General features: G+C 57.6%; 18 protein-coding genes. 14 read left to right on the plus strand and 4 right to left on the minus strand.

Features of this window, described 5'->3' with window-relative positions; genetic code table 11:
• The first annotated feature begins 67 nt into the window (after nucleotides 1-67).
• The 11 genes from RBB47_RS03975 to RBB47_RS04025 all read left to right on the plus strand — a co-directional run bounded on the left by RBB47_RS03975 (nucleotide 68) and on the right by RBB47_RS04025 (nucleotide 15208).
• Entirely contained in the window at nucleotides 68-940 is an 873-nt protein-coding gene (locus RBB47_RS03975) for a metal ABC transporter substrate-binding protein (RefSeq protein ID WP_371932736.1), read from the plus strand.
• Nucleotides 941-1057: 117 nt separating this feature from the next.
• On the plus strand, nucleotides 1058-1939 hold the full coding sequence (locus RBB47_RS03980; protein ID WP_305984448.1) for a manganese/iron ABC transporter ATP-binding protein: 882 nt from the start codon (nucleotides 1058-1060) through the stop codon (nucleotides 1937-1939).
• On the plus strand, nucleotides 1936-2853 hold the full coding sequence (locus RBB47_RS03985; RefSeq protein WP_305984449.1) for a metal ABC transporter permease: 918 nt from the start codon (nucleotides 1936-1938) through the stop codon (nucleotides 2851-2853). The genes RBB47_RS03980 and RBB47_RS03985 overlap by 4 nt, the downstream gene beginning before the upstream one ends.
• Nucleotides 2853-3704 carry a metal ABC transporter permease gene (locus RBB47_RS03990; protein ID WP_305984450.1) on the plus strand — a complete coding sequence of 284 codons (852 nt, stop codon included), beginning with the start codon at nucleotides 2853-2855 and terminating at the stop codon, nucleotides 3702-3704. The genes RBB47_RS03985 and RBB47_RS03990 overlap by 1 nt, the downstream gene beginning before the upstream one ends.
• Nucleotides 3705-4056: 352 nt before the next feature.
• A complete protein-coding gene (locus tag RBB47_RS03995; RefSeq protein WP_305984451.1) occupies nucleotides 4057-4761 on the plus strand; it encodes a DUF3540 domain-containing protein in 705 nt (234 codons plus the stop codon).
• A gap of 105 nt (nucleotides 4762-4866) precedes the next feature.
• Complete coding sequence (locus RBB47_RS04000; protein WP_305984452.1) at nucleotides 4867-7836, plus strand: DUF2169 domain-containing protein; 2970 nt, start codon at nucleotides 4867-4869, stop codon at nucleotides 7834-7836.
• Nucleotides 7833-8903: a pentapeptide repeat-containing protein gene (locus RBB47_RS04005; protein ID WP_305984453.1), complete on the plus strand. Its 1071-nt coding sequence runs from the start codon at nucleotides 7833-7835 to the stop codon at nucleotides 8901-8903. The genes RBB47_RS04000 and RBB47_RS04005 overlap by 4 nt, the downstream gene beginning before the upstream one ends.
• An 11-nt stretch (nucleotides 8904-8914) precedes the next feature.
• The gene (locus RBB47_RS04010; RefSeq protein WP_305984454.1) at nucleotides 8915-9307 is read left to right on the plus strand and encodes a DUF4150 domain-containing protein; all 393 of its coding nucleotides are present in this window, start codon (nucleotides 8915-8917) and stop codon (nucleotides 9305-9307) included.
• A gap of 49 nt (nucleotides 9308-9356) precedes the next feature.
• Nucleotides 9357-10304, plus strand: coding sequence for a hypothetical protein (locus RBB47_RS04015; protein WP_305984455.1), 948 nt, complete (start codon nucleotides 9357-9359; stop codon nucleotides 10302-10304).
• A gap of 38 nt (nucleotides 10305-10342) precedes the next feature.
• Entirely contained in the window at nucleotides 10343-12133 is a 1791-nt protein-coding gene (locus RBB47_RS04020; protein WP_305984456.1) for a tetratricopeptide repeat protein, read from the plus strand.
• 417 nt (nucleotides 12134-12550) lie between these two features.
• Nucleotides 12551-15208 carry a methyl-accepting chemotaxis protein gene (locus tag RBB47_RS04025; RefSeq protein WP_305984457.1) on the plus strand — a complete coding sequence of 886 codons (2658 nt, stop codon included), beginning with the start codon at nucleotides 12551-12553 and terminating at the stop codon, nucleotides 15206-15208.
• Between the two features lie 85 nt (nucleotides 15209-15293).
• Here RBB47_RS04025 and RBB47_RS04030 read toward each other — a convergent pair whose 3' ends face one another.
• The 4 genes from RBB47_RS04030 to RBB47_RS04045 form a co-directional block, all read right to left on the minus strand.
• On the minus strand, nucleotides 15294-16868 hold the full coding sequence (locus RBB47_RS04030) for a sulfatase (RefSeq protein ID WP_305984458.1): 1575 nt from the start codon (nucleotides 16866-16868) through the stop codon (nucleotides 15294-15296).
• Nucleotides 16865-18796 carry a TRAP transporter fused permease subunit gene (locus RBB47_RS04035; protein WP_305984459.1) on the minus strand — a complete coding sequence of 644 codons (1932 nt, stop codon included), beginning with the start codon at nucleotides 18794-18796 and terminating at the stop codon, nucleotides 16865-16867. Before RBB47_RS04035 ends, RBB47_RS04030 begins: the two co-directional genes overlap by 4 nt.
• 97 nt (nucleotides 18797-18893) lie before the next feature.
• Nucleotides 18894-19898 (minus strand): TAXI family TRAP transporter solute-binding subunit, encoded by a 1005-nt coding sequence (locus RBB47_RS04040; protein WP_305984460.1) that lies wholly within the window; start codon nucleotides 19896-19898, stop codon nucleotides 18894-18896.
• 99 nt (nucleotides 19899-19997) lie between these two features.
• On the minus strand, nucleotides 19998-20909 hold the full coding sequence (locus RBB47_RS04045) for a LysR substrate-binding domain-containing protein (RefSeq protein WP_305984461.1): 912 nt from the start codon (nucleotides 20907-20909) through the stop codon (nucleotides 19998-20000).
• Between the two features lie 358 nt (nucleotides 20910-21267).
• On the opposite strand from RBB47_RS04045, the gene RBB47_RS04050 reads away from it, so the two are divergent.
• From RBB47_RS04050 to RBB47_RS04060, 3 genes are read left to right on the plus strand one after another with little or no spacing between them, the layout of a single operon-like run.
• A complete protein-coding gene (locus RBB47_RS04050) occupies nucleotides 21268-22302 on the plus strand; it encodes a TRAP transporter substrate-binding protein (protein WP_305984462.1) in 1035 nt (344 codons plus the stop codon).
• A complete protein-coding gene (locus RBB47_RS04055) occupies nucleotides 22302-22811 on the plus strand; it encodes a TRAP transporter small permease (protein WP_305984463.1) in 510 nt (169 codons plus the stop codon). Before RBB47_RS04050 ends, RBB47_RS04055 begins: the two co-directional genes overlap by 1 nt.
• A 7-nt stretch (nucleotides 22812-22818) precedes the next feature.
• Entirely contained in the window at nucleotides 22819-24174 is a 1356-nt protein-coding gene (locus RBB47_RS04060; protein WP_305984464.1) for a TRAP transporter large permease, read from the plus strand.

A 24174-nucleotide genomic window follows, 5' to 3' on the forward strand; every position in this document is an offset into this window, starting at 1 on the left:
TGCAGAAATGCGGACGAACCCCATTCAGGAGTCTGGAATGCTGAAGAAACTCGTTCTGGCTGCGTCCATGACGGCAATGACGGCGACCCTGTCCCCGGCTGCGTTTGCCGCGGACAAGATGAAAGTCGTGACCACCTTCACCGTGATCGCCGATATTGCAAAAAACGTTGCCGGGGACACGGCCGAGGTCGTGTCGATTACCAAGCCCGGTGCCGAAATCCATGGCTATCAGCCGACACCGCAGGACATCGTGCGGGCGTCAGATGCCGACCTGATTCTGTGGAACGGCATGAACCTGGAGCTGTGGTTCGAACAATTCCTGTCCAATCTGGGGGATGTCCCCTCGGCGACCTTGACGGACGGCATCGACCCGATCGCGATCAGATCCGGGTCCTATGAGGGTAAACCCAATCCCCATGCCTGGATGGGGCTGGACAATGCGCTGGTCTATATCGACAACATCGTCAAGGCCTTTTCGGAACAGGACCCGGACAACGCGGCGACCTACGAGAAGAACGCAGCTGCCTACAAGAACCAGCTTCGCGCGACCATCGAACCGCTCCGGCAGGCAGTCGCCGACATTCCGGAAGAGCAGCGCTGGCTGGTCACCTGTGAGGGCGCCTTCAGCTATCTGGCCCGCGACTTCGGCATGAAGGAGCTTTACCTCTGGCCAATGAATGCCGATCAGGTCGGGACCCCACAACAGGTTCGGGCTGTCATCGACGGCGTGAGGGAAAACGAAATCCCTGTGGTCTTCTGCGAGAGCACGGTCAACACAGCGCCGGCCAAGCAGGTCGCCCGTGAAACAGGGGCTGAATATGGCGGCGAACTTTATGTGGATTCCTTGAGCGAAGCCGGCGGCAAGGTGCCGACTTACCTCGATCTTCTGAAAGTCACCGCGGGAACGGTCGCGGACGGACTGAAGTCAGCCAGCAACTGACATCTGTCCCCGTGATGACCGGCCTCGCGGATCTGCGCCGCGGGGTCGCAATTGTGAAGCGGTGAAATGTGCTTTTTAATAGGGTGATCTGTGCTTCAAATCGTCAAGGACCCGGAGATGGATGCGCCCGCGATCGTGACCGCGGAAACAGGCGGACTATCCGCTGAGGACGTGACCGTCACCTATCGCAACGGTCATACGGCGCTTTGGAATGCGAGCTTTGCCATTCCCCGCGGCACAGTGACGGCGCTGGTTGGGGTCAACGGGGCGGGAAAATCGACCCTGTTCAAGGCAATCATGGGGTTCGTCCCGGCTGCCAGAGGCACCATCCGCATTCTGGACCTTCCTGTTCGCGACGCCCTGCGCAAGAACCTCGTCGCCTATGTGCCGCAGTCCGAGGAAGTCGACTGGTCCTTCCCGGTTCTGGTTGAAGATGTCGTCATGATGGGCAGGTATGGCCACATGGGTTTTTTAAGGCGCCCGAAACAGGCTGATCACGACGCGGTCAATCAGGCACTCCGCCGGGTCAATATGCAGGACTACCGTCACCGCCAGATCGGAGAACTCTCCGGCGGTCAGCGAAAGCGCGTCTTTCTGGCCCGCGCGCTGGCGCAAGACGGGCAGGTTATCCTTCTTGACGAACCCTTCACCGGTGTGGACGTCAAGACGGAGGAGCAGATCGTTGCGCTGTTAAAGGAGTTGCGTGACGAGGGCAGGGTGATGCTGGTCTCCACCCACAACCTGGGTTCGGTTCCCGAATTCTGCGACCGGACGGTGCTTGTTAAAGGGACTGTCCTTGCCTATGGGGCGACGCAGACGACCTTTACCCGCGAGAACCTGGAGCAGGCCTTTGGCGGTGTGCTGCGCCATTTCACCATTTCCGACGAGACGCTGCACACTGATGGCGACCAGCGCAAGGTGACGATCCTCACCGACGATGAACGCCCGTTCGTTCAATATGGCGACGAGGTTCAGACCACCGAGCGCGGTCAGCAATGAGCGTCCTACTGGAGCCCTTTGCCTACAACTACATGGTGACTGCCATGTGGGTATCGGCACTGGTCGGCGGGGTCTGCGCGTTCCTCTCAGCCTACCTGATGCTGAAGGGTTGGTCGCTGATTGGCGACGCCCTGTCCCACTCCGTCGTTCCGGGTGTTGCGGGCGCCTATATCCTGGGCCTGCCGTTCGCGCTCGGGGCTTTCATTGCCGGCGGCCTTGCCGCAGGCACAATGCTGTTTCTGTCTGAACGCTCGGGTCTCAAGGCCGATGTGATCATCGGCCTGATTTTCACGTCCTTTTTCGGGCTCGGGCTGTTCATTATTTCGGTCAGCCCGGCGTCCGTTTCCATCCAGACCATCACCATGGGCAATATATTGGCGATCACGCCGGAAGACACGCTTCAACTTGCCATCATCGGTTTCGTTTCCCTGGCGGTTCTGCTGGCGAAATGGAAGGACCTTATGGTGACCTTCTTCGACGAGAACCATGCGCGCTCCATTGGTCTCAATCCCGGTCTGCTGAAAGCGATTTTCTTCGTTTTGCTCTCCGCCTCCGTCGTTGCGGCGATGCAGACGGTAGGCGCGTTTCTGGTGATCGCAATGGTGGTCACGCCCGGCGCAACCGCCTATCTTTTGTGCGACCGCTTTCCACGGCTTATCGCGCTTTCCGTGGCGATTGGCGCACTGACAAGCTTCACCGGCGCCTATATCAGCTACTTTCTGGATGGTGCGACTGGCGGTATCATCGTCACCTTGCAGACGCTGATCTTTCTGTTTGTCTTTCTGCTTGCCCCCAAACACGGCCTTCTGGCGGCCCGCCGCAAGGCAGCCGCAGCGCTGCGAAACAGACCCCTAGATGCGACTGCGCCGACTGATCTGACTGCCGTCCGTGCGGACAAGGGGGAGACGGTCTGATGGAACTCGACACGCTCCTTCTCCCCTTCAAATTTCCGTTCATGCAGAACGCCTTCCTGATCTGCATCATCGTCTCCGTTCCGACTGCACTCTTGTCCTGCTTCCTGGTCATGAAGGGCTGGGCACTGATGGGCGACGCGGTCAGCCACGCCATCCTTCCAGGCGTTGTGCTCGCCTACATCTTTGGTATTCCGCTCCTGATCGGTGCCTTTGCCGCCGGGATGCTGTGCGCGCTTGCGACCGGTTATCTTGCGGGCAACAGCCGGGTGAAACAGGACACGGTAATGGGGGTGGTCTTTTCAGGCATGTTTGGCCTCGGCATCGTTCTTTATGTTGCCGTTGAGACCAACGCTCATCTCGACCATATCCTTTTCGGAAACATGCTCGGTGTCGGAGCCAGCGATCTTCTGACCGCCGGGATCATCGCCGCTGTTGTGGGGTGCGCGCTGGTTCTGAAATGGAAGGACTTGGTCCTGCACAGTTTTGACGCGGCCCAGGCACAGGCGTCAGGGTTGCCTGTCAACTTACTGCATTATGGTCTTTTGGCGGCCTTGTCGCTAACCATCGTTGCGACCTTGTCAGCCGTCGGTCTGATCCTCGCAATTGGCCTCCTGATTGCCCCCGGAGCCATCGCCTTTTTGCTAGTGCGCACGTTCGGCACCATGCTTTGGGTTTCCGTCCTCGTCTGCATGGCCTCAATGCTCGCGGGAACCTATGCCAGCTTCTTTCTGGACAGCGCGCCGGCGCCGACCATTATTCTCATTATGACTGCGGTTTTCATCATCGCCTTTATTCGGCGGCTTGTCCTGACCCGGCGGGCTTCGTTGCAGCGGATTGCGCCAGTCCAATAGTCGAAATTCATCGCTGATTGACGTTACGACACATGCCCTTGTGGGCGTGAACGCATGATGTGCAAATGACATTTTAACCGAGTGCAAAAGAAGTTGGGAAACCCTGCTTGTATTTCGGTATCAGTGACATAACATAATATCTGGCTAAGAAATTCTCACGCGATTCTATCGTGAAATGGGAGTGGACTAATATAGCCTTAAGAGAATCGTAAAGTGTGGGCGGAAATATTCAGAAATATTCTGATTTTCATTTAGAATTTCTGAAATAATGTCTGATATCGACAAGAATAAGTGAGTAATTAGTTGTATCAAGTGTGAATAAATCAGGGTTGGTAGGAGCGCGGAGGATAAATTGGAACGACAGAACAAATCCCAGGCTTTTGCAGCCCCACACGATACCGCTGACAACCACGTTGCACACGGCTTTACGCCAACGGTCATGGAGACAACTGTTGAGCGATCAACAGGAAAAATAATCGACCAGGACGGGGCCTTTTTCGAAATCCGCTCAGCCGGCAAAGCCCTCTCGGCGTCGAGAGCGGTATCTTGTCTTGTCAAACCCGAGATTGACGATGTGGTCGCGCTGCTGGAGACCAATGAGGGTGTTTTTGTAACCGATGTGTTGCTCCGACCCGAAAAGGACAGCTCGACGCTGACGCTGGATCTCTCGCGAACAGACGGATCACCACAAGAAGCCGTGCTTTCTGCCGGCAGTCTCAAACTGGAAGCGGAAGACCGGCTGGAAGCCTCCGGCAGACAACTCGGATTTAAATTTGAGAATATCCTGATGTCCGGCAGCCGCATTGCCCTTGTCGGCCAAAGGCTCATGACATCAATGCAGGAGATCGTCAGTCAGGCCGGTAAGTTGCTGGCAACTTACGATGTGTCGTCGACGCGTGCCAAGAACCGCATCGACACTGTCAGCGACACGGATCAGCTCAAGGCAGGCGCAATTCAGTCGCAGGCCGAGACGGTGTCGATTACGCAGGCAGGATCATCGATCATCGTTGCCAAAGAAGATGTGCGCATGGACGGCAAGCGCATAACCATGGGCTGATGCCGCTTCGTTGAAAGTGGATCAGCCTCGTTGTCGTTGCCGCAAACCGAGGTCTGGTGAATGCGCGTCATAAAACCCCAACGTCTTGGTCTGATGACCAAAACAATGCCGCACAATAGCGCGGGGCTTTTCATCGTCTCGACCTTCACGCTGTTTGATCTGCGCGATCCGGGTGACATTCTGGCCGAAACGGCGATGTGGCCCATGGTGGCCGAGGAATTGCCCAAGGGGACCGTGTTCGACGCGGCCTACCCGAAGCCATTTGGTGAATTCCTAATTGCCGGCAGCGCGATGTCGCAAGACCCCGTCAAGGCAATGCATGTTGGTGTGACCGTTGGCGAGCAAAGCCGGTATCTGTCCGTTTTTGGTGACAGGCACTGGGAAACCGACGGAGACGATCCTGTCTTTTCAGAGCCTGATCCGTTTACGGAAATGCCTCTGACGCCGGACCGCGCGTTTGGTGGCGAAGGGTTTGTGCCAAATCCGGTCGGGCAGGGGGCACATGCGGCTGAGTTGAATGCGAGTATACCGCGCCTCCCGCTGCCAAACGTGGAACTCGCCGGATCTGAGATCAAGTCGATCGGCGACCGTCCGGCACCTGCGCTTGTTGGTCCGATCGCCCTGGACGATCCGGCGCGCCTTTCGCTTGCCGGATCATTCAACAAGGCCTGGGTCGACCAGCAAATGCCGGACTGGCCTACCGATTTCGACCCGCGTTTTTTCATGTCTGCGCCCCTGGAACAACGCCGCCAGTCCTTCTACGCGGGCGACGAGGCTGTCAGGGTTGTCGGCATGTCTGCGAGCGTTCCGGATCTGCAAACTCACTTGCCCGGTATTCGCGCGCGCGCCTTCGTGACCCTTGGCGCTGAAGAGGTGCAGCTGACGGAAATCCAGATGCGCACCGACACGGTCTGGGTCTTCGGCTCACAGATGAAGGGCGTTGTCGTTAATCGGGGCATGCTCGAAGTCTCGGACCTGGACGGCCGCGATATCAGCGCGGTCATGGTTGCCTATGAGCGGCTCAAGGATGCCCCGAGGCCAACCAGCTACTACCAGGGTGTTTTCGATCTTCGCAGCGACCCGGACGAAGGGCACAAATACCTTCTGGCCGACGGCCAGCTGTCGCACGAGGAAGATCCGGAAGAAATCGAACGGCGGGAGCAGGACAGGATCGCTGAAGCGCAAACCCGCCTGGAAAAATGGACGGAAGGCCGCCAGTGGCGTCTTGAACGCCACTTTGGCGATCACGGTCTGCCGTCTTCTCTCGTGCCTGCCGTCGACGAGCCGGACCTGAAACCGATCCTGCTGCCCAGCACCGAGGATATTGCACGCGGCGACGTCGATATCGCGCGGCTGATGTCCGATGCCGAGGATCTGCGGCGAGAAGCTGAACTGAAGTCCGGATTGGCAAACGCAGAAATCCTCGGTGTTGTTCGCCAGCTTGGCCTGAAACCGCCCGTTTTGCCTCAAGCTGACGAGAGCGACATCGAAAAACTGAGCCAGACCACTGACACCGAACAAGGTTTCCTGCCGGCATTTGAAGATCTCCTTCCGCAAGACACCCTCGACAAAATGCTGGCAGACTTCGAAGCGGCTCCAAAGTCCGATCAATCGGCTCCCGAGGAGCAGGATCCGCAAGTGGCGTTCGAAAAAGCCAAGGCCCGGTTCTTAAACGAACCGTCTGCAGGGCTCTTGTCGGTTGCGAAAGATATGATCGGCAAAAGTTCCGATGGCCCGACGCCCCCTTCAGCGGATTTGCTTCCGGTTGATTTTAGCGGCGTCGACAGTACGCCTGAGGACGACGAGGCGACGTCTTCCGCGCAGGAAACCAGCGAAGCGACGGGTTTGGACGATTATCTCAGCCACGCCTTTCCCGGATTGGCTGATGAGGAAGATGCGCAGCCCTCCGAAATGCTGAAGTCTGCTCTTGCAGGCACCGGAGCAAAAGGTGAAACGGCCGCCACGTCATTGACGGCTGCAAAGGATCAACTGGCAGACGCGGAAGAAAATCTTGAGGACGCGCTCGCAACTGCAAGAAGAACCGCTGCGCAAGCGATCGCCCCACTGGAACCGATAGGACCCCAAGCCGCCGAGTTGCTGGGCGCATTCGTCAGGTCGCATCTCGAGCAGGGAGGCGCGTTGGCTGGCCGGGACGCCGCCGGCGCGTCACTTGTTGATTTGTCGCTGGAAGACGCGGACCTCAAGGGCGGTTTCCTGGAAAACAGTGATCTTTCCGGGGCAGTCTTGCACAGAGCGGTCTGTGAGAGTGCAGCCTTGACCGGTGCGCGCCTTACTGACGCTGATTTTTCCCGTTCCGACTTTTCACAAGCCAGTCTGTCGAACGTTCAGGCAGCAAGAGCGACTTTCAAACAAGCGACATTCAGGGACGCGACCATCATAAGAGCGGATTTCTCGGATTGTGATTTTTCCGGCGCAAGTTTCGAGAACTGTACCTTCGTCGAATGCAAGTTCCCCAATGCACGCTTTTCCGGCGTCACAATGAAGGATTGCTCAATTGCGACCTCGGACCTGAACGGCCTCAAGGCCGATGGGGCAAATCTTACGCACACGAGTTTCTTGTCGAGCCAACTCAACCATTCGGACTGGACGAGGGCCGAACTGAAAAAAGTATCGTTCGCCGATGTCGCCTTCCGAAATTCCACCATGGCGAATGCCAATCTTGATGAATGTGGCTGGTTCGGCGCGACCGACATGTCCAAGTCGAATTTCTCAAATGTCGACGCGGTCAAGTGCGGCTTTCAGGATGCCGTAATGCGGGAAACCGCGTTTCTTCAGGCAGTTTTTGACGGTTGTAACCTGGCTGGCACGGATCTTGAGCTGGCCGACATGCGGCTGTCCTCCTTAAAAGGCAGCGTGTTCGCCTTTTCAAGGGTCAAGCAGGCAGATCTTTTCGGCGCCAACCTCCGCGAAGCGAGCTTTCGGGGGGCCGATCTGACACAGAGCAATTTTCGCTCGGCGAATTTCTTCCGCACAGATCTTTCTGAAGCGTCGATCGCCTTTGCAGATTTCTCCCATTCGAATTTGCAGCTCACCAACATGGAAGCGCGGCCATGATCACACTCGAGACCCTTGCGGACTTCATTCGGTATGGCGAGCCGATCCTGGAAGCGGATTTCTCGGGCTGTGACCTGTCCGGGTGGAATCTCGCCGGAGCAGTGTTTTTGCGCTCTGATTTTTCCGGTGCGAACCTGACCGGAGCAGACATCTCCAAGTGTTTGTTTACAGAATGCAATCTCCAGGATGCGCGTTTCGACGACATCAAGACCGAACAAGCCGTTTTCCTGAAATCAACCCTCGACCGGGCCTGCATGGGTGGCTGCTGGTTCGAAAAGGTATCGTTCCTGGAAACATCGGCGAAAAGCAGCAATCTGGCCGGGGCCAATTGCATAAGCTGCCAGTTTGTCGCCGCAGATCTGGAAGGTGCGGACTTGAGCGGTGCCGCGCTGTTGAATTCTTCGATGGTCGAATGCACTGCAACGAACACGAACTTCAGCGACGCTCTCATTGAATCCGCAGTGCTGGTCGGTATGGACTTCTCCACTGCCACATTCGCAGACGTCATGCTCCAGGCAGCGATGTTCATCAAGTGTGACCTGACGTCGATGGACTTCTCCGACACCCCGGTCACGCAATGCGGGTTCGTCGAAACGGCACTCGACGGCTGCCGCTTCGAACGGTCAGATCTCACGGGAAGCGTATTGGTTGGAAGCAAGTTGCAAGGTGCTTCATTTGCCGAAGCGATCGCCGATATGGCGCTTTTCTGCGACGCGGATTTGCAGCAGGCTGTGTTCGCCGGAGCCAAGCTTGAAATGGCCAATTTCACTGGGAGCGACCTCCGGCAGGCTGACCTTACGGGAAGTCTTTGCGCAAAGGCCCTGTTCGATCAGGCGGATTGCCGCGGGACTGTTTTCACCGGCGGTGATCTCAACATGAGCAGTTTTTCAAACAGCAACCTGGATGGTGCGGACATGTCTCGGGCGGCAATGCACATGACTGACTTCCACAATGCGAGCGTCAACTCGACCGTGATGACCGGCGCGCACGGATCAATACGACAAACCGATGATTTGCGGCTGATCTGCGAGATCTACGATCCCCGCAAAGTCGCGTTGGCCGATTAAAGGAGAAGACTGTGTTTGCCATTAATCAGCTTGGAAGCATGAGCCTTGGCATCGTCGATGTCTGCAACGTGGTTACACCGGCCGGTCCCGTACCGACGCCCTTTGTCAATGTTGCTCTTTCGACCACCGCAGTTCCGAACGTGCTCACCGTCTTTCTCAGCGGTGCTCCCGCGCACAATCTTCTGACGAGCAGCGTCATAACGAGCGGCGATGAAGCGGGCGTCGGCATGGGAGTGGCATCGGGAACCTTTATCGGCCCGAGCCGCCACCTCACGAGTTCGTTCAAGACGTTTTACGGCGTGGCGCCGGCAACACGGCTCACCGATACCACGATGCAAAATTCGACCAACATCGTCGGCATGACGCTGACACCGAGCCAAGTTTCCGTCTTGGTACTGTCTTGAATAATGAGAATTGCAGGGAAGCCTTGGGCAAGTTCAAAAGGAGACCGGCATGTCAACCGTAGATGATGCTGACTACGTGGTCACGCAAAGCAATGTGGGTGAAGAACTCAACGCCACAGTTCTGATCCCCGATCCCGGCAGTTCTGCCCTGGCCGTGTCCTCACTGACGAAGGCTAACAGCAGCTTTCTGAGGATCGGGCAGTATGAAGCCTCCGAAGAAGGTGACCGGTCGCCGACAAACCTGACCAGCGCGGCAAGGGGCGTTCTTATTCAGACGACGGGAGGACTGTTCTTCACTGTCAACGAAGATGCCTACCAGCAATTCGTCTCCAATCTTGACCACCATGTCCAGGGCAACGTCACAAGGAAGATCGAGGGCAACAACACGACCACGATATCCGGAACAAATGACGTCAACACAACCGGAGTGAGCCGTCATACCGGCGAAGGCTTCACGATCTCGACCGGCAGCTACACCGACATTCAGCCGAGCAACTCAAAAGACATTCGCTTGAAGTCCGACAACAAGGTCGACATTGAAAGTGACAGTGGCGTCAAGCTCGCCGTCGGAAGCAGTCACTACGCCAAGATTTCCAGCGAAGGTCTCTGGGAAACCAACTTCGCCGATGCGATCGACGTTACCACTGGAACGACCCACAGCCGTTTTGGAGGGTGGACGACCGAAGAATATTATGGCGGCAAGTTTACGTTCAACATCGCAGGAACGATTGAGTTGTCTCTTGCGGTGAACATATCGATCAACCTGCTGGTCGATATTTCGGTCGGTACGCTCAGCTTGAGTGCCGGCGGCATAGAAATGGGATACAGAAAGATCGATGTTGAGGTCCAGGAGTTGAAAATCGACAGCACGACCATCGATATGTCTCGGAACCTCATCGAAATTGAAACCAATGATGCCATCAAGTGCGAGGCAGATGGTGTGAAGCTGTCAAAGGCAGCGGTGAAGCTTGCAACCGGACTGCAGATCATCGGCTAGGGTTCAGACCCTGGCGTTTCGTCTTCGGGAAGAAGAAAATGAACCTTACGGTTTCAGAGAAATGTGACGCCGCTGAAGATCTGATTGAAAAGGGCAAGCTGGAGGACGCGGAGTTTCTGCTGGATCAGGTGCTTGAAAGCCATCCTGCGGAAATACGGGCACTTGTCGGTAAGTCTGCTTTGCTCATCAAGTCCGGGGACCTGCAGAAAGCAAAAGCTCTGCTGCAGTCCGCTTATGAACGCAGCCCTTCCGATGCAGTGGTTCAGACAAATCTCGCGAATGTCGCGTTGCTTGAAAACCGCATCAACGACGCAGTCGTCCACCTTGAGACGGCGCATGCGGAAAGATCCGACTACCTTCCCCCGATCCTTCTGCTGGCGCAGATACGCAGTCAGTCGGGAGAGGCAACTGAGGCGGCCAGTTGGCTGACGAAGGCAACAAAACTAGCTCCTGGAGATGCCAACGTGCTGGCTGCCGGAGCAGGATTTCTTCTTGCCCACCAAAAGATATCGGAAGCCAAGGCTTCTTTTGAAAAAGCGCTCGATGTTGATCCGGGCCACGTAGGTGCGCTCGCCGGGCTTGCCCAATTGAGTTGCCTGCTGGGTGAATTTGATCGCGCCGGCGAGCTGGCAAAGAGAGCACACCTCCTGTCGCCCCAGGACCCGGAAGTCGCGGTTACGCTCGCAAAGGTATATCTTGCCGCCGGCGCTCCGAGTGAAGCTGAAAAGCTGATGGATCGGTTCAAAGCCCGCCTTGCCGACTTCACACCGGTGGTCCTTGTTTGCGCCGAGATTGCAATAGCGCGCGGGCAAACTGCACAGGCGTTGTCGGATACCGCGAAATGGCTGCGCAAGGCACCGAACGATCAGATGCGCATCGCGGCGTTCCTGAAGGTCTTGAAGCAGGCCGGCGCCTGGCAAGAAATTGTCGACATGTATCTGAAACTTCCGGACAAAACGGCGTCGGAAGACATGGTGCAAAGCCTCTATGAGGAAGCGCTCCACGCCCTTGGCCGGTCAGAAGAGGCTTGGCGATCCTGGACGGCACGGCGCGGCCTTGAAGCGAAAGCTCCTACGCCGCCGATCGTTGTTGAGCTGCCGGAGCGGACGCCGCTTCTCGACGAAATCGTGCTGATGCGGTTTGCAAATAGCTGGGCGCAAAAAGATCCCATCTCGATGGTTTCGAAGAGCCCTTTGGAAGGAATTTGGGGCCGATTGACGTCAGCGGCTCAGATCGGTCGGACAGCTGATCGTCGGGATCTACAGGATCAAAGCAACGAACTGCTGGCTGATCTGGCTGCCCGGACTTGCCTTTTCGCGCCAGAAGTTGCCGCCTTCAATCCGTACCTTGCGCCGAGCACTCGAGTAGCCGAATGGCGCAATGCCTTGCCAAGCGGGCGTGGGCCTCTTGTTGGCGTGTTCTGGCAGGAAAGAGCACCCGGATTGATGATCGATCATCTGAAAGCGGCCTTTGCCGGAAAAGACGTCGTTCCGGTTAGCCTCCAGTTTGACGATGCCCGCCATCAGTTGCGCACCTGGCCTGAAGCCATGGATGCCGGCGTCGCATTGGGCGGCCTGGAAGATCTTGTCGATTTGATTGACTGTCTGGATCTGATTGTCGGTCCGGACGGAATTCCGCTTCATATTGCAGGCGCGCTTGGGCGCAAAGGTGTGGCACTGCTGCAGAAAAATCATGAGTGGTACTGGGCCGGGACCGGGAGCGAGAGCATTTGGTACCCAAGCGTCAAACGGGTCGTCACCGCGATCGGTCCCACTTGGGAAGGTGCTGCTGATGCGGTAGCGGCGGAGATTGATGCTCTGTTGGTTTAGGTAACCAAACGGACAGCGAAGAAACCAACTTCGGTTTGCTGTCCTCTTTCGGGTTGGTGCAACTTTTTTGAGGTAAAACACGCTTCCATCAGCGAATTAGCGAGTCCTTTTTCACTCGCCTTTGCAGTTTTTTTGCTCGCTTTGCGGGTGCTCGATGTGTAGGTGCTGCAAGACTCTGATATGACTCAGAAAAAATAATCATGCGACTTGGCGCTGTTTGTAAATTCGACGTGGCGCCGTGCAAAATCACTGTCAAATATTCCTAGAATTGATCTTCAAAATGTGAGGCGTGCAGCCACAGATCAGTCCTGTGGTTGTATTTATTTAATAAGTGAAATTAAAGGTTTACACCACCTTAAACTATTAGGCGCAATTTGACAGAACACGCTTGGACGGTGCTTCGAATCGGAGAAAAAAATGCGCCTTCAGAACATCAAGACAAAATCGAAAGTATTTATCGGATTTGCCTTTCCCATTGGGTTGTTGGTTGTTTTGAGTGTCACCGCATACTTGTCGATCGGGCGCATCGTGCAGACGGACAAATGGGTGCAGCACACGCATAACGTCTTGTCCGAGGCTTCGGGCATTGTGTCATCCGCGGTAAATATGGAAACCGGTATGCGCGGCTACCTGCTTGCCGGACAGGAAGAGTTTCTTGATCCCTACCGGCAGGGCGAAGAAAGCACGTATAGTGCGATCGAAACGCTCCAACAGACCGTCAGCGACAATCCAGCCCAGGTTGAGCGGCTGGACGAAGCGAAGACCATTCTGCTGGACTGGCAGGCCGACGTGACAGAGCCGACGATTGAACTGCGCCGGCAGATCGGCGACGCGAAGACGATGAACGACATGGCGAAACTGGTCGGCGAAGCGCGCGGCAAGACCTATTTCGATGGTTTTCGTAAAAAGATCGCAACCTTCATCTCGCGCGAGGAAACACTCCTCAAACAGCGCCGCAAGGAGTTCACTGACGCGAAAACCATGGTGGGTGAAGCCAAGTTGGAGCTCGTTTCCGCCATGGATTGGGTGGAACACACAAACAAAGTCCTCGCCGCCGCGTCGCGGATTGTTGCCCATGGTGTGGACATGGAAACCGGCATGCGCGGCTTTCTGATCAGCGGCGATGACGAATTTCTTGAGCCCTATAGCAGAGGTCTTGACTCTCTCTTTGATGAAATTGATGCCTTGAAACAAACTGTCAGTGACAATCCTCCGCAAGTTGAGCGCCTACAGAACGCGGAAAACCAGATGACGGAGTGGTTGATCCGGATCGCAGAACCCGTCATTGGCATGCGCCGTCACGTATCCGCCAACGTCCGTCCGCTCTCCGATGTCATTGAGAAAATTCAGAAAAAGGAAGGCAAGGCCTATTTCGACCAGTTTCGCAAGACAATGGCGGAATTCGCCGCGATCGAAAGCGAATTGATCGAGGAACGCAAGGCAAAGGCCGTCGCAGCCGAGGCTTCCAGTGCCGCCGCGCTGAAACAGATGGTCGACAATGAAGCCTGGGTTGCTCACACCTACAAGGTCATCGGAGAGGCCAACGCGATACTTTCGCATGCCGTGGACATGGAAACGGGAATGCGCGGATATCTGCTGGCCGGCAAGGAGGAATTTCTGGCGCCTTACACCAACGGTGCGGAGAAATTCTACGCCTCCGTCGCGGGTCTTCAGAAAACGGTGAGCGATAACCCGCCGCAGGTCGAGCTGCTTGGTGAAATCAAGACCACGCTGGAAGAGTGGCAGGCGGAAGTCACGGAACCGACCATCGCACTGCGGCGTCAGATCGGCGATGCCAGGACCATGGACGATATGGCGGATCTCGTCGGCGAGGCGCGGGGCAAGACGTATTTCGACGCGTTCCGTGCTGTGATGGCTGACTTCCAGTCCGAGGAACGGGCCCTCATGACCAAGCGGCTCGCGGCGAAGGAAGGCACCGTTTCAACGACCAACACTGTTTTGATCGCCTGCACCGCCTTTGCGCTGATGATCAGTGGCCTTCTGGCCTGGTTGATCGGGGCAGGCATTGCCAACCCGTTGAACGCCATGACGGCGGCCATGAAGCGCCTGGCGTCGGGCGACACATCAACCGAAGTGCCCGGAGCCGACCGCAAGGACGAAATCGGCGACATGGCCGGTGCGGTCCAGGTGTTCAAGGACAATGCCATTGCCAAGGAACAGCTCGAAGCCGAGCAGAAGGAAGCGGAACTGCGCAGCGCCGAAGAGAAGCGGCAGGCCCAGATCCAGATGGCCGACGATCTGGAAGACGCAGTGAAGGCCGTGGTTCAATCGATCGCCGGGGCAGCCGTTCAGATGCGCGACACCGCACAGAACATGGCTCAGATCTCCGACGATGCGAACCACAAGTCGACCTCCGTTGCCGGTGCGACGGAAGAGGCTTCTGCAAATGTGCAGACCGTGGCCGCGGCATCCGAGGAAATGTCGAGTTCCATTGCGGAAATCAGCCGGCAGGTAGATACAGCGCTCGACGTTGCGTCGAATGCCGAAAAGACCAGCGGCGAGGCAACCGACACGATGAAGGCTCTGGCCGACATGGCACAGAATGTCGGCACGGTCGTCAGCATGATCAACGACATCGCCGAACAGACAAATCTGCTGGCTCTCAACGCGACTATCGAGGCAGCGCGGGCAGGTGAGGCAGGCAAGGGCTTTGCGGTTGTCGCCTCGGAAGTCAAATCGCTTGCAAGCCAGACGGCAAAGGCGACCAGCGATATCGAGGAGCAGGTCAATGCGATGCAATCGGCTACCAACAGTTCGGTTCTGTCGATCGACGAGATCCGCAACGTGATCACACAGATTTCCGAGACATCCTCGTCCATCGCCTCTGCCATTCAGCAGCAGAATTCCTCGACACAGGAAATTTCGAGAAACGCACAGGAAGCTGCGGTCGGAACGCAGGATGTTGCCAACAATATTTCGGTGGTTCAGTCCTCTGTACAGAAAACGGGTGACGCTGCCAGCGAAGTCCTGACAGCTGCCGAGCAGCTTTCCAACCAGGCCGAGGATCTCGATCAGAAGATCGACAGTTTCCTCAACCGGCTGCGAGCTGCCTAAGCGACTGCGCTCCTAGCAAGGGCTTTCCCAAATCGGGAAAGCCCTTGTTGCGTTTCAGATGCAAGTCTTTCTGGGCAAGCCGCTTTCATGCCCGCGATGTTGGCATCGGCGTCTGATCGACATGGGCAATTTCGGCGCGGACAAGCAATTCCAGGAGCCTTTGCTTGGGCCCGCTTGAAGCGGGATCGCTCCAAAGATTGTGGAACTCACCCGGGTCCTCCTGAAGGTCATAGAGCTCACCCCAATCCATTCCGTGCAGGACGGAAAGACGGTATCTGTGATCGCGCACCGAGTGGATTTGCGGCGGGACACCGAGCTCGTCCATCTTGTTCTGATGAGCATATTGGATGAAGGCCACCGGGCGCTGCTTTGACCCGAAAAGATCCCGTCCCTGCATTCCCCAGGCCGGTTCGATCCGGGCACGCTCCAGGACAGTTGTGCCTATGTCCTGGGTCTGGCCAATCTGGTTCGTGCGGCCTGTAGCATTTGCCTGCGGATCCGACCAGATGAAGGGAACGCGCGTGATCTGCTCGTACTGCTCCGCTCCCTTGAAGAGAAGGCGGTGATCGCCCAGGTGATCGCCGTGATCTGAAGTGAAGATAGTCACGGTGTCTTCCTGCAGGCTGGCATTGCTCAGAGCGGACTGAACGTCGCCGACCGAGTCGTCGATCATCGTGATCATGCCGCAGGTCAAGGCTTGCGCTTCCTGGGCTTCGCGAGCACTGCAACCGATGGCATTCATGCCCTGAAGATTTGCCTTGCCGTCGTTCCGGCGCTTCAAGACACCGGTGACGTGTGGCGGTGGTGTCCAGTTGTTGCGCTGAAAGGCCTCGGGCACCGGCATGTCTTCGGGGTCATACATATCCCAATAGCGTCCGGGCGGATTGAACGGATGGTGGGGATCCGGCCAGCTGACCATCAGGAAAAACGGCTGGTCGCTGTCCTTTTGCGCATTGATGAAGTCGACGGCGCGCTCGGCGATGTACCTTGTTGAATAGAGCTCTTCAGGAACGGCGGTACGCACGGCTTGCGGGCACGTGTAACTGTGTGGAAGTTGATTATCTGCGCCGATGAGTTGTGCCGCGTCGGGCGCGCGCTCCAGCAGCCAGGCCGTGTAATCGCCGCCGATATGATCCCCGTGACCGGTGACGAGATCAACGTGATCAAACCCGTAAAACGGGGTCGGAACGCGCGGCTGCGGCCCCGCCCAGAAGTCCGGCTCCTCGACGCGGTAGATCGGGTCCATCAGGTCATGGCGCACAGCCTCGGCAAGCGGCCCGTTGGCGCGGTAATAGCCGCGCCGCGCCGGTGGAATATTCTGCGTGGGCGGAACGCCGGTAAACGTTCTGAGATGGCTCTTGCCCACAAGCGCAGTCTTGTAGCCAGCGTCGCGCAACAGATCGACGAAGGTGACATTGCGCTCCGCCAGCGGAATTCCGTTGTAGCGCACCCCGTGATTTGCCGGCATGCGGCAGGTCATCAGGCTGGCGCGGTTCGGCATGCACACCGGACTTGCAACGTAAAATCGGTCGAACACGGTCCCGGACGCTGCCATGCGGTCAATATTCGGCGTCTTGAGCACAGGGTGACCATAGCAGCCGAGAAAGTCCGCGCGGTGCTGGTCGGTGATGAACAGGACGAAACTCGGGCGCTTGGTCATGCTGCACCTTTGGGTTCACGGCGTTGAAAGAGGAGATGCCTCCCGACAAGGACGGCGCCAACGGCAAGGCCCGCGACTTCGCTCCACAGATCCGGTGACAGCAGCGCTAGAGCAGCGGCAAGGCGGATCAACCGTTCCACAGCGCTGAGGCGCACCCGGTCGTGACCGATCAGAGCGCTGGCACACAGGTAAAGTGAGGCCGTGAGGAAGACGATGGCGGTTAGAACCGGCAAGAGCGCTGTTTCGCCGGTACCGAGCAGGATCGCGTCGTCAAAGGCAAAGGCGAACGGCACGAGGAAGATCATCGCCCCGATCCGGGTCGCCTCGATCGCGGTCCCGATCGGTTTGCCGCCGGAGACCGACGCGGCGGCATAGGCGGTGATGGCAACCGGCGGTGTGATACCCGCGGCAACACCGAAGAAGAACACGAACATGTGCGCGCTCAACAGCTCCATGCCAAAGCCCTGCAGCGTCGGGCCCATCACGGAAATGATGGCGATGTAAGCTGGAAGCGTCGGCATGCCCATTCCGAGGATGATGCAGCCGAGGGCCGCGATCAGCAGAGCAAACAGCAGCGAGGTGTTAGACATGGTGGCGAGAAGCACGGCGAACTTGGTCGGGATCCCGGTTGCGGACAAGGTCGAGACGACGATGCCGACAATGGCGATCGCGATGGCCAGTTGACCGACGGTTTTGCCGCCATCAGCCAATGCGCCGATCAGCCGTCCAGGTGCCTTTCTGATGTCCGGATTGATAAAGCTCAGCGGCACCAGCAGCAGGATTGCTGCAATGGACGCGCCGGCGGCCGAGAGACCCGAAACCAGCAGCCACACGATGATGAAGATCGGGCCGAAAACCAGGATCAGGTTCAGCCAGTCCTGTGCGGTCGGCGCCGGGACGCCGTCGTCGACGGTGACGGCTTCGATGCCGAGCTTCTGCGCCTCGAAATAGACGGCCAGAAACAGGCTGAGGTAATAGGCGAGGGCAGGAATGATCACGGCCAGAACCACCGTGAGATAACTCACGCCAACAATATCGGCCATGACAAGCGCAGCAGCTCCCATGATCGGGGGCAGAATCTGGCCGCCCGTTGAGGCCGAGGCCTCGACAGCACCAGCGAAATTCGGCGAAAACCCACGCTTGCGGATCATCGGAATGGTCACAACTCCGGTACCGACCACGTTGGCGACGGCCGAGCCGGACACCGTGCCGAACAATGCAGAGGCAAGGATCGCGGCATATGCGGGGCCACCTTTGAAGCGTTTCATGAGATGGAAGGAGATGCGGATCATCGACCCGCCCGCACCACACCCTTCCAGAATGGCGCCGAGAATGATGAAGGGCAGGACGGTGGTCAGCACGACACCCATGATCGAGCCGAGAATACCCTGGTCGCTGTTGTACCAGATATTTGCTGAAATCGTGTCATAGAAGTCAGACGGTGCCGTCTGGAACGGACCGGGCCAGTATTGTCCTGTTGCTAGGTAAAGGAGCGCCAGGCCGCCGAGAATTGCGATCGGCGTGCCCCACAGGATCGCGCAGGCCCAGATGGAGATGATTGCCGCGACGAAGGCGATCGTGGCCTCTCTCGCACCAAAGAACATGACGCTTTCAGCGATGATCTTGCCGACGTGCCAGTAATCGTAACAGGCATATGTGATCGCACAGAATGCGACGGCATAGGCAATGAGATGAAGCCAGCTCAGTCTGCGCGCCTTCAGACGCATATCGGCATCGGCCGCCAGGAAACAAAGAACGCACAGCCAGAAGAACAATGGGCGGAACCATTCGACCGGAAAGGGGCCAATGCGGGGCAGCACATTGTATGTCGGCAGGACGTTCAGCAAACCGGCAATTGCGATCACAAGCCCGATGATGAAAACAAGGTATCCTGTCGGACGAATGGCATGTTCGTTGGCACCGGACATGGTCCGCTCCTCCCTGAGCTGGAACGATGAGGTGGTTCGAAAGTCGCGTGAGGCTGCCGCGCCCGGTTGTCGGGGGCGCGGCGATCTGCGGGATGCGTTAAGGCATCAGCTCTGCGGGGATCTCGATCCCGGCTTCCTGATAGTAGCGTACAGCGCCTGGATGAAGCGGTGCATTGACGCCGGCCAGTGGCAGGTCGGGATTGATCGACTGCATCAGCGCGTTGGAGTTCTTCATGGCGTCGAGATTGTCCCAATACGCCTTGGTCAGTGCGTAGGCCGTGTCGTCGTCCATGGACTTGTTCACCGACATCATCATCGAGGTCGCCACGGTGACCAGATCCTCATCGCCATTGACGACGCCGGCATAGGTCTTTGCCGGAACTGTACTTTCCGTCAAAGCGCCGGTCTCCAGAAGTCCCGACCAGCCGTCCGTTCCGCGGACCTCATCCGGCACGCCCAGAATGCGGATCTCGCGCTGGAGGCTGAGCTCGTTGAGTGCCTGGGACCCGACGGCAGCGGAGGCGATATAGACATCGTATTGTCCGTCCTGGAAGGATTGCTGCGCAGCACCCCAGGGTGCACGTATGCCTTCGTAATCGTCACCGGCCTTCAAGCCTCCGGAGGCCTGTTCGACCAAACCGCGCATCTGGGCGCTGGCAGCGCCGGCCGGCGGGCCGATATAGACCCGTTTTCCAGCAAGGCCGGTCCAGTCGTCAATGCCGCTGTCGGCCCAGGTGATTGCGTGGAACGTACCGCCCGGGAAGGCAAACAACGCACGAACGTTTTCCGACAGTTTGGCCGCCTGTTCACCCTGCTTTGCATAGGGACCGACACCCTTGCTCATGGCCCGGAAGGCGGGGGGCGGCACAACGGCAATATCGACCTTGCCCGCAGCAAGCTTCAGGGCGGATCGGGTCAGCGTTTGGCCCAACACAACTTGCAGGTCTTGCCCGGCAGACGATGTGAATTGAGCATAGGTTTGCGGGACAATTCCGGTCAGCGAAGCTGCGCCACCACCTTCAAGGCTCAAAGTATTGGCATTTGCGGCCGATGCTGCTGTGGCGAAGATGGCTGCGGCGATAACTTTTCTCAGATCAAGCACGATGATGTCCTCCCTGTACCGATCGATACATCACCGTAACATGCCGATTTTGTTGTAAAAAATGCAAAGATACGCCAAGTGAATACCAATTTTGGTATGTTATGGCCTTTGCCGGATCCGTGTGAGCAGCTCCGAAAGGGCCTGACTGCGGCCGATCTCTGGATTGGTTGTCAATCCGACCGGACCAGTCAGTTCCTGTTCTCCGAACGGGAGCTGGATGAGCGCGCCGCGTTCCAGGTCCTGTTGCACCACACCGCGCGGAACGGCTGCAACGCAGTCCGTGCATTGCAAATACGCCCTTTGAAACTCAGAGGACGTCGTCTCGATAACGTTTCGAAGTTTCACGACACCCTGGCTGGCCAGGAATCGATCGACTTCCTGCCGGATGATTGTGCCTGGTGGCGGCAACATCAGCGGATATTCCAGCACGTCCTCGAGCGTGGCGTTTCCCGATGCGAGCACGTGGCTTTGTCCGACAACAAACACAAGCGGCTCGTCGAAGAGCGCCTCGAACACCAGACCGCGCATGGCGTCCCCGGTCGACAGGCGACCGATGACGATGTCGACTTTTCCGCTCCGGAGATCGCTCAGCAGGTCGGCATTGGGACCTGGAATGACACTCACGGTAACGTCCGGAAAGGCGGCCTTGAAATCCCTGATTACGCCCGGAAGAAACTGGGAACAGACATTGGGAAGTGCGCCGACCCGGATTGTTTCCGTGAGATCCACTTCTGTTGTGGCCTCCTGGATACCCTGGCTGATCTGCAATAGACCAAGCTCCGCTGCCTCCATCAGGGCACGCCCCCGGCTCGTGAGCTGGGCGCCCCGCTGGGACCGGTCGAACAGGTTGTGGCCGATAACCTGCTCAAGTTCCCGAACGCTGCGGCTGACGGCAGGTTGTGTCAGCCCAAGCTCTTCAGCGGCCTGAACGAAGCTTTTCTTGCGCGCGACGACCACGAAGCAGCGCAACTGGCGCAAACGGATTTTCGATGTCAGAACGGCACGTTGCATGCCCCCACAGTGCCGGGACGGCTGCCTGTCGTCAAACGCTGACCCATCAATCCCCGCACTCTTCTAGGGAAACTGGTGGACTGCGCACGGATTGCCTTTAGTTTCTGAATTTGGAAACTAAATGGTCTGATATCTCAATTTACATTACCAATTTTATCAATGATGATAACGCCCAGAGACGTGCTGAAAGCTGCGGGCAACCCGTTTGCATTCTTGCTTGACCAACGGAAGAATGGTTGTTTTCGATTGTTGACGAACTAGGGTACGGACCCAAGGCAAGCGGAGCAGGTCGACTTTCAATTCAACCTAAAAAAGAACCTGAGAGCCAGGCGTCACAACACTTTCTGGAGGAGGAAACATGTTCAACTTAAAGAATGCCGCACTCGCTGCTGTTTTTGCAATGACGGGCACGACATTCGCCGCGGCAGCGGATCACGAATTCAAGCTGCACCATTTCATCGGCGAAAAGGCACCGGCACATGCTCAGATGCTGGTTCCCTGGGCCAAGCGCGTGGAAGAGAATTCCGGCGGCAAGGTTTCTATCGAAATCTATCCGGCGATGACGCTCGGCGGCCGTCCGCCGGAGCTGATCAACCAGGTGCGCGACGGGGTCGTGGATCTTGTCTGGACCGTGAACGGCTATACGCCCGGCCTCTTTCCACGCTCGGAAGTATTCGAACTGCCCGGGGTCCACAAAAACGATACCGCGGCAACAAACCTTGCCTTGAAGGAACTTTTCGATAGCGACCTGAAGGACGATTACAAGGGTGTCGAAGTCATGTTCCTGCACGTTCACGCTGGCCAGGGCATCCATATGACCGAGTCCGAAGTACGGTCACCATCGGATCTTGAGGGCAAGAAAATTCGCATTCCGACCCGCACGGGCGCCTGGGTGATCGAAGCGCTTGGCGCCTCACCGGTCGCAATGCCTGTGCCCGAACTGCCGACTGCGCTGCAGAAAGGTGTCATTGACGGTGCGATGATCCCCTGGGAGATCATTCCGCCGCTGAAGATCCAGGAGCAGACCAAGTATCAGATCGAAGGCGCTGACAAGGAACGTTTCGGCACCACCGTGTTCCAGGTCTCAATGAACAAGGCGCGCTGGGACAGCCTGCCGGATGACGTGAAGCAGGCTTTCCGCGACGCTTCCGATGAAACCTGGGCCGCCGAAGTCGGCAACATCTGGGCAGGCGCCGACGACTTCGGCATCGGTCTGGCGACCAAGGCCGGCAACACGCACATCACCCTGTCACCTGAGGAAACCGCGGCCTTCAACGAAGCGCTCGCACCGGTCGTCGACCGTTGGGTGGATGAGGTCTCCGAAAAGGGCATCGACGGCAACGCGCTGGTCGAAAAAGCCAAGGCGGCCGTCGCCAATAACGCGTCCAACTGATGTCGGCTGAAACACAAGAAAGCAGCTCCGGTCTTGCCGGAGCTGCCAGGCACCTGATCACGAGCTGGGCGCTCATTGGTGGCATATTGCTGCTGCTGGTGGTCGCCGTGAACATGGTATCGATCATCGGATCGATCTTTGGAAAACCTTTTCCAGGCGACTTTGAGTTGACGGAAATGGGCGTGGCGGTCGCAGTCTTTTGCTTTCTGCCCTATTGCCAGCTCGTCGGTGCCAATGTTTCTGCCGATATCTTTACATCGAGCGCCCCCAAACGCGTGATCGCCTTTTTCACGCTGTTGGGCTCTTTGACCGCTCTTGGCTTTGCCATTCTGCTGATCTGGCGCATGTATTTCGGCATGCTCGACCAGAGGGAATACGACTACACAACAACAATCCTGCAAGTGCCGCACTGGCTCGCCTTCATCCCGATCCTGATTTCGCTTGCACTGCTGGCATTGGCGGCAATCGTCACCTTGCTGCGCGACGTGGAAGATCTGTCGAGAGGATAACCGGACTATGACAGATGCACTCGTCCTCGGCCTGGGCGCGCTCGCCGTGCTGGTCTTCCTGATCGCGATCCGGATCCCGATCGCCTATGCGATGATCCTCGTTGGCGGCGTCGGCACGATGATGCTGAACGGTCCGGCGCTCGTCCTCAGCCAGCTCAAGACCTTGGCCTATGGTCAGTTTTCCATCTACGATCTTTCGGTCGTGCCGATGTTCGTCCTGATGGGGGCGATCGCGTCCAAGACCGGTCTCAGCCAGGCCTTGTTCAGGGGCGCGAATGCCTGGCTCGGCTGGCTGCGCGGCGGCACGGCGATGGCCGCGATTGCCGGATGCGCCGGGTTCGGAGCTGTTTGCGGGTCGTCGCTGGCAACGGCCTCGACCATGGGCAAAGTCGCGCTGCCCGAGCTGCGCCGCTACAATTATTCCGGCGCGCTTGCGACTGGAACGCTGGCTGCAGGCGGTGTGCTCGGCATTCTCATCCCGCCTTCCGTCGTGTTGATCATTTACGCCGTCATCGTGGAAGCAAACATTGTCACGATGTTCATGGCAGCGTTCCTGCCAGGACTTTTGGCTGTTGTTCTGTTCCTGCTGACGATTGCAGTCTACGTCGCGATCAAACCGGCGGCGGGCCCTAAGGGCGGTGTTGCCGACAAAACAGAATTCGTCGAAGCGACTGTCGGAATGATCCCGGTTCTGGTGATCTTCGGTCTGGTGATCGGCGGCATCTATTTTGGCTTCTTCAATCCGACACCCGCTGCCGCAGTCGGGGTGTTTCTGGTTCTCTTTTTCGGCCTCGTTCAAAGAAATCTGTCACGCAGCGACTTTGTGTCCGCGCTCAAGGAAACAGCCGCAACATCCGGCATGATCTACCTGATCATCCTGGGGGCTGAGCTTCTCAAGATCTTCATGTCGCGGGTCGGCTTGCCGCAGGAAACAGCAGCCTGGATTGCCGGCTCCGGCCTGGAGCCGATGACGGTCCTGATCATTTTGCTGATCGCTCTGATCTTCCTCGGTTGCCTTATGGACAGCCTGTCCATGATCCTGCTTGTCATCCCGTTTTTCTGGCCGGTTCTGGTCGAAATCAACGGTGGCATCTACCAGGGAGCGGATGGCGCCGGGTTCGGCATGAGCACCGAAGACCTGAAAATCTGGTTCGGGATCCTGGCCCTGATTGTGGTGGAACTCGGCCTGATCACGCCACCGGTCGGCATGAACGTCTTCGTGATCTCATCGCTCGCACGCGACACGCCGATGATCGAGACCTTCAAGGGCGTCGCCCCGTTCTTCGGAGCTGAGATCGTCCGGGTGGTCCTTCTGGTGAGTTTCCCTGCAATCACCCTCTGGTTGCCACAGGTCTTGCGGTAG

Source organism: Roseibium sp. MMSF_3544, assembly GCF_030732845.1.
Taxonomy (GTDB): Bacteria; Pseudomonadota; Alphaproteobacteria; order Rhizobiales; family Stappiaceae; genus Roseibium.

Bases quoted from the DNA above. Each gene is read 5' to 3' on its own strand.
- RBB47_RS03975 (WP_371932736.1), top strand. From the start codon at position 68: ATGACGGCAATGACGGCGACCCTGTCCCCGGCTGCGTTTGCCGCGGAC.
- RBB47_RS03980 (WP_305984448.1), top strand. From the start codon at position 1,058: ATGGATGCGCCCGCGATCGTGACCGCGGAAACAGGCGGACTATCCGCT.
- RBB47_RS03985 (WP_305984449.1), top strand. From the start codon at position 1,936: ATGAGCGTCCTACTGGAGCCCTTTGCCTACAACTACATGGTGACTGCC.
- RBB47_RS03990 (WP_305984450.1), top strand. From the start codon at position 2,853: ATGGAACTCGACACGCTCCTTCTCCCCTTCAAATTTCCGTTCATGCAG.
- RBB47_RS04000 (WP_305984452.1), top strand. From the start codon at position 4,867: ATGCCGCACAATAGCGCGGGGCTTTTCATCGTCTCGACCTTCACGCTG.
- RBB47_RS04005 (WP_305984453.1), top strand. From the start codon at position 7,833: ATGATCACACTCGAGACCCTTGCGGACTTCATTCGGTATGGCGAGCCG.
- RBB47_RS04015 (WP_305984455.1), top strand. From the start codon at position 9,357: ATGTCAACCGTAGATGATGCTGACTACGTGGTCACGCAAAGCAATGTG.
- RBB47_RS04020 (WP_305984456.1), top strand. From the start codon at position 10,343: ATGAACCTTACGGTTTCAGAGAAATGTGACGCCGCTGAAGATCTGATT.
- RBB47_RS04025 (WP_305984457.1), top strand. From the start codon at position 12,551: ATGCGCCTTCAGAACATCAAGACAAAATCGAAAGTATTTATCGGATTT.
- RBB47_RS04030 (WP_305984458.1), bottom strand. From the start codon at position 16,868: ATGACCAAGCGCCCGAGTTTCGTCCTGTTCATCACCGACCAGCACCGC.
- RBB47_RS04035 (WP_305984459.1), bottom strand. From the start codon at position 18,796: ATGTCCGGTGCCAACGAACATGCCATTCGTCCGACAGGATACCTTGTT.
- RBB47_RS04045 (WP_305984461.1), bottom strand. From the start codon at position 20,909: ATGCAACGTGCCGTTCTGACATCGAAAATCCGTTTGCGCCAGTTGCGC.
- RBB47_RS04050 (WP_305984462.1), top strand. From the start codon at position 21,268: ATGTTCAACTTAAAGAATGCCGCACTCGCTGCTGTTTTTGCAATGACG.
- RBB47_RS04055 (WP_305984463.1), top strand. From the start codon at position 22,302: ATGTCGGCTGAAACACAAGAAAGCAGCTCCGGTCTTGCCGGAGCTGCC.
- RBB47_RS04060 (WP_305984464.1), top strand. From the start codon at position 22,819: ATGACAGATGCACTCGTCCTCGGCCTGGGCGCGCTCGCCGTGCTGGTC.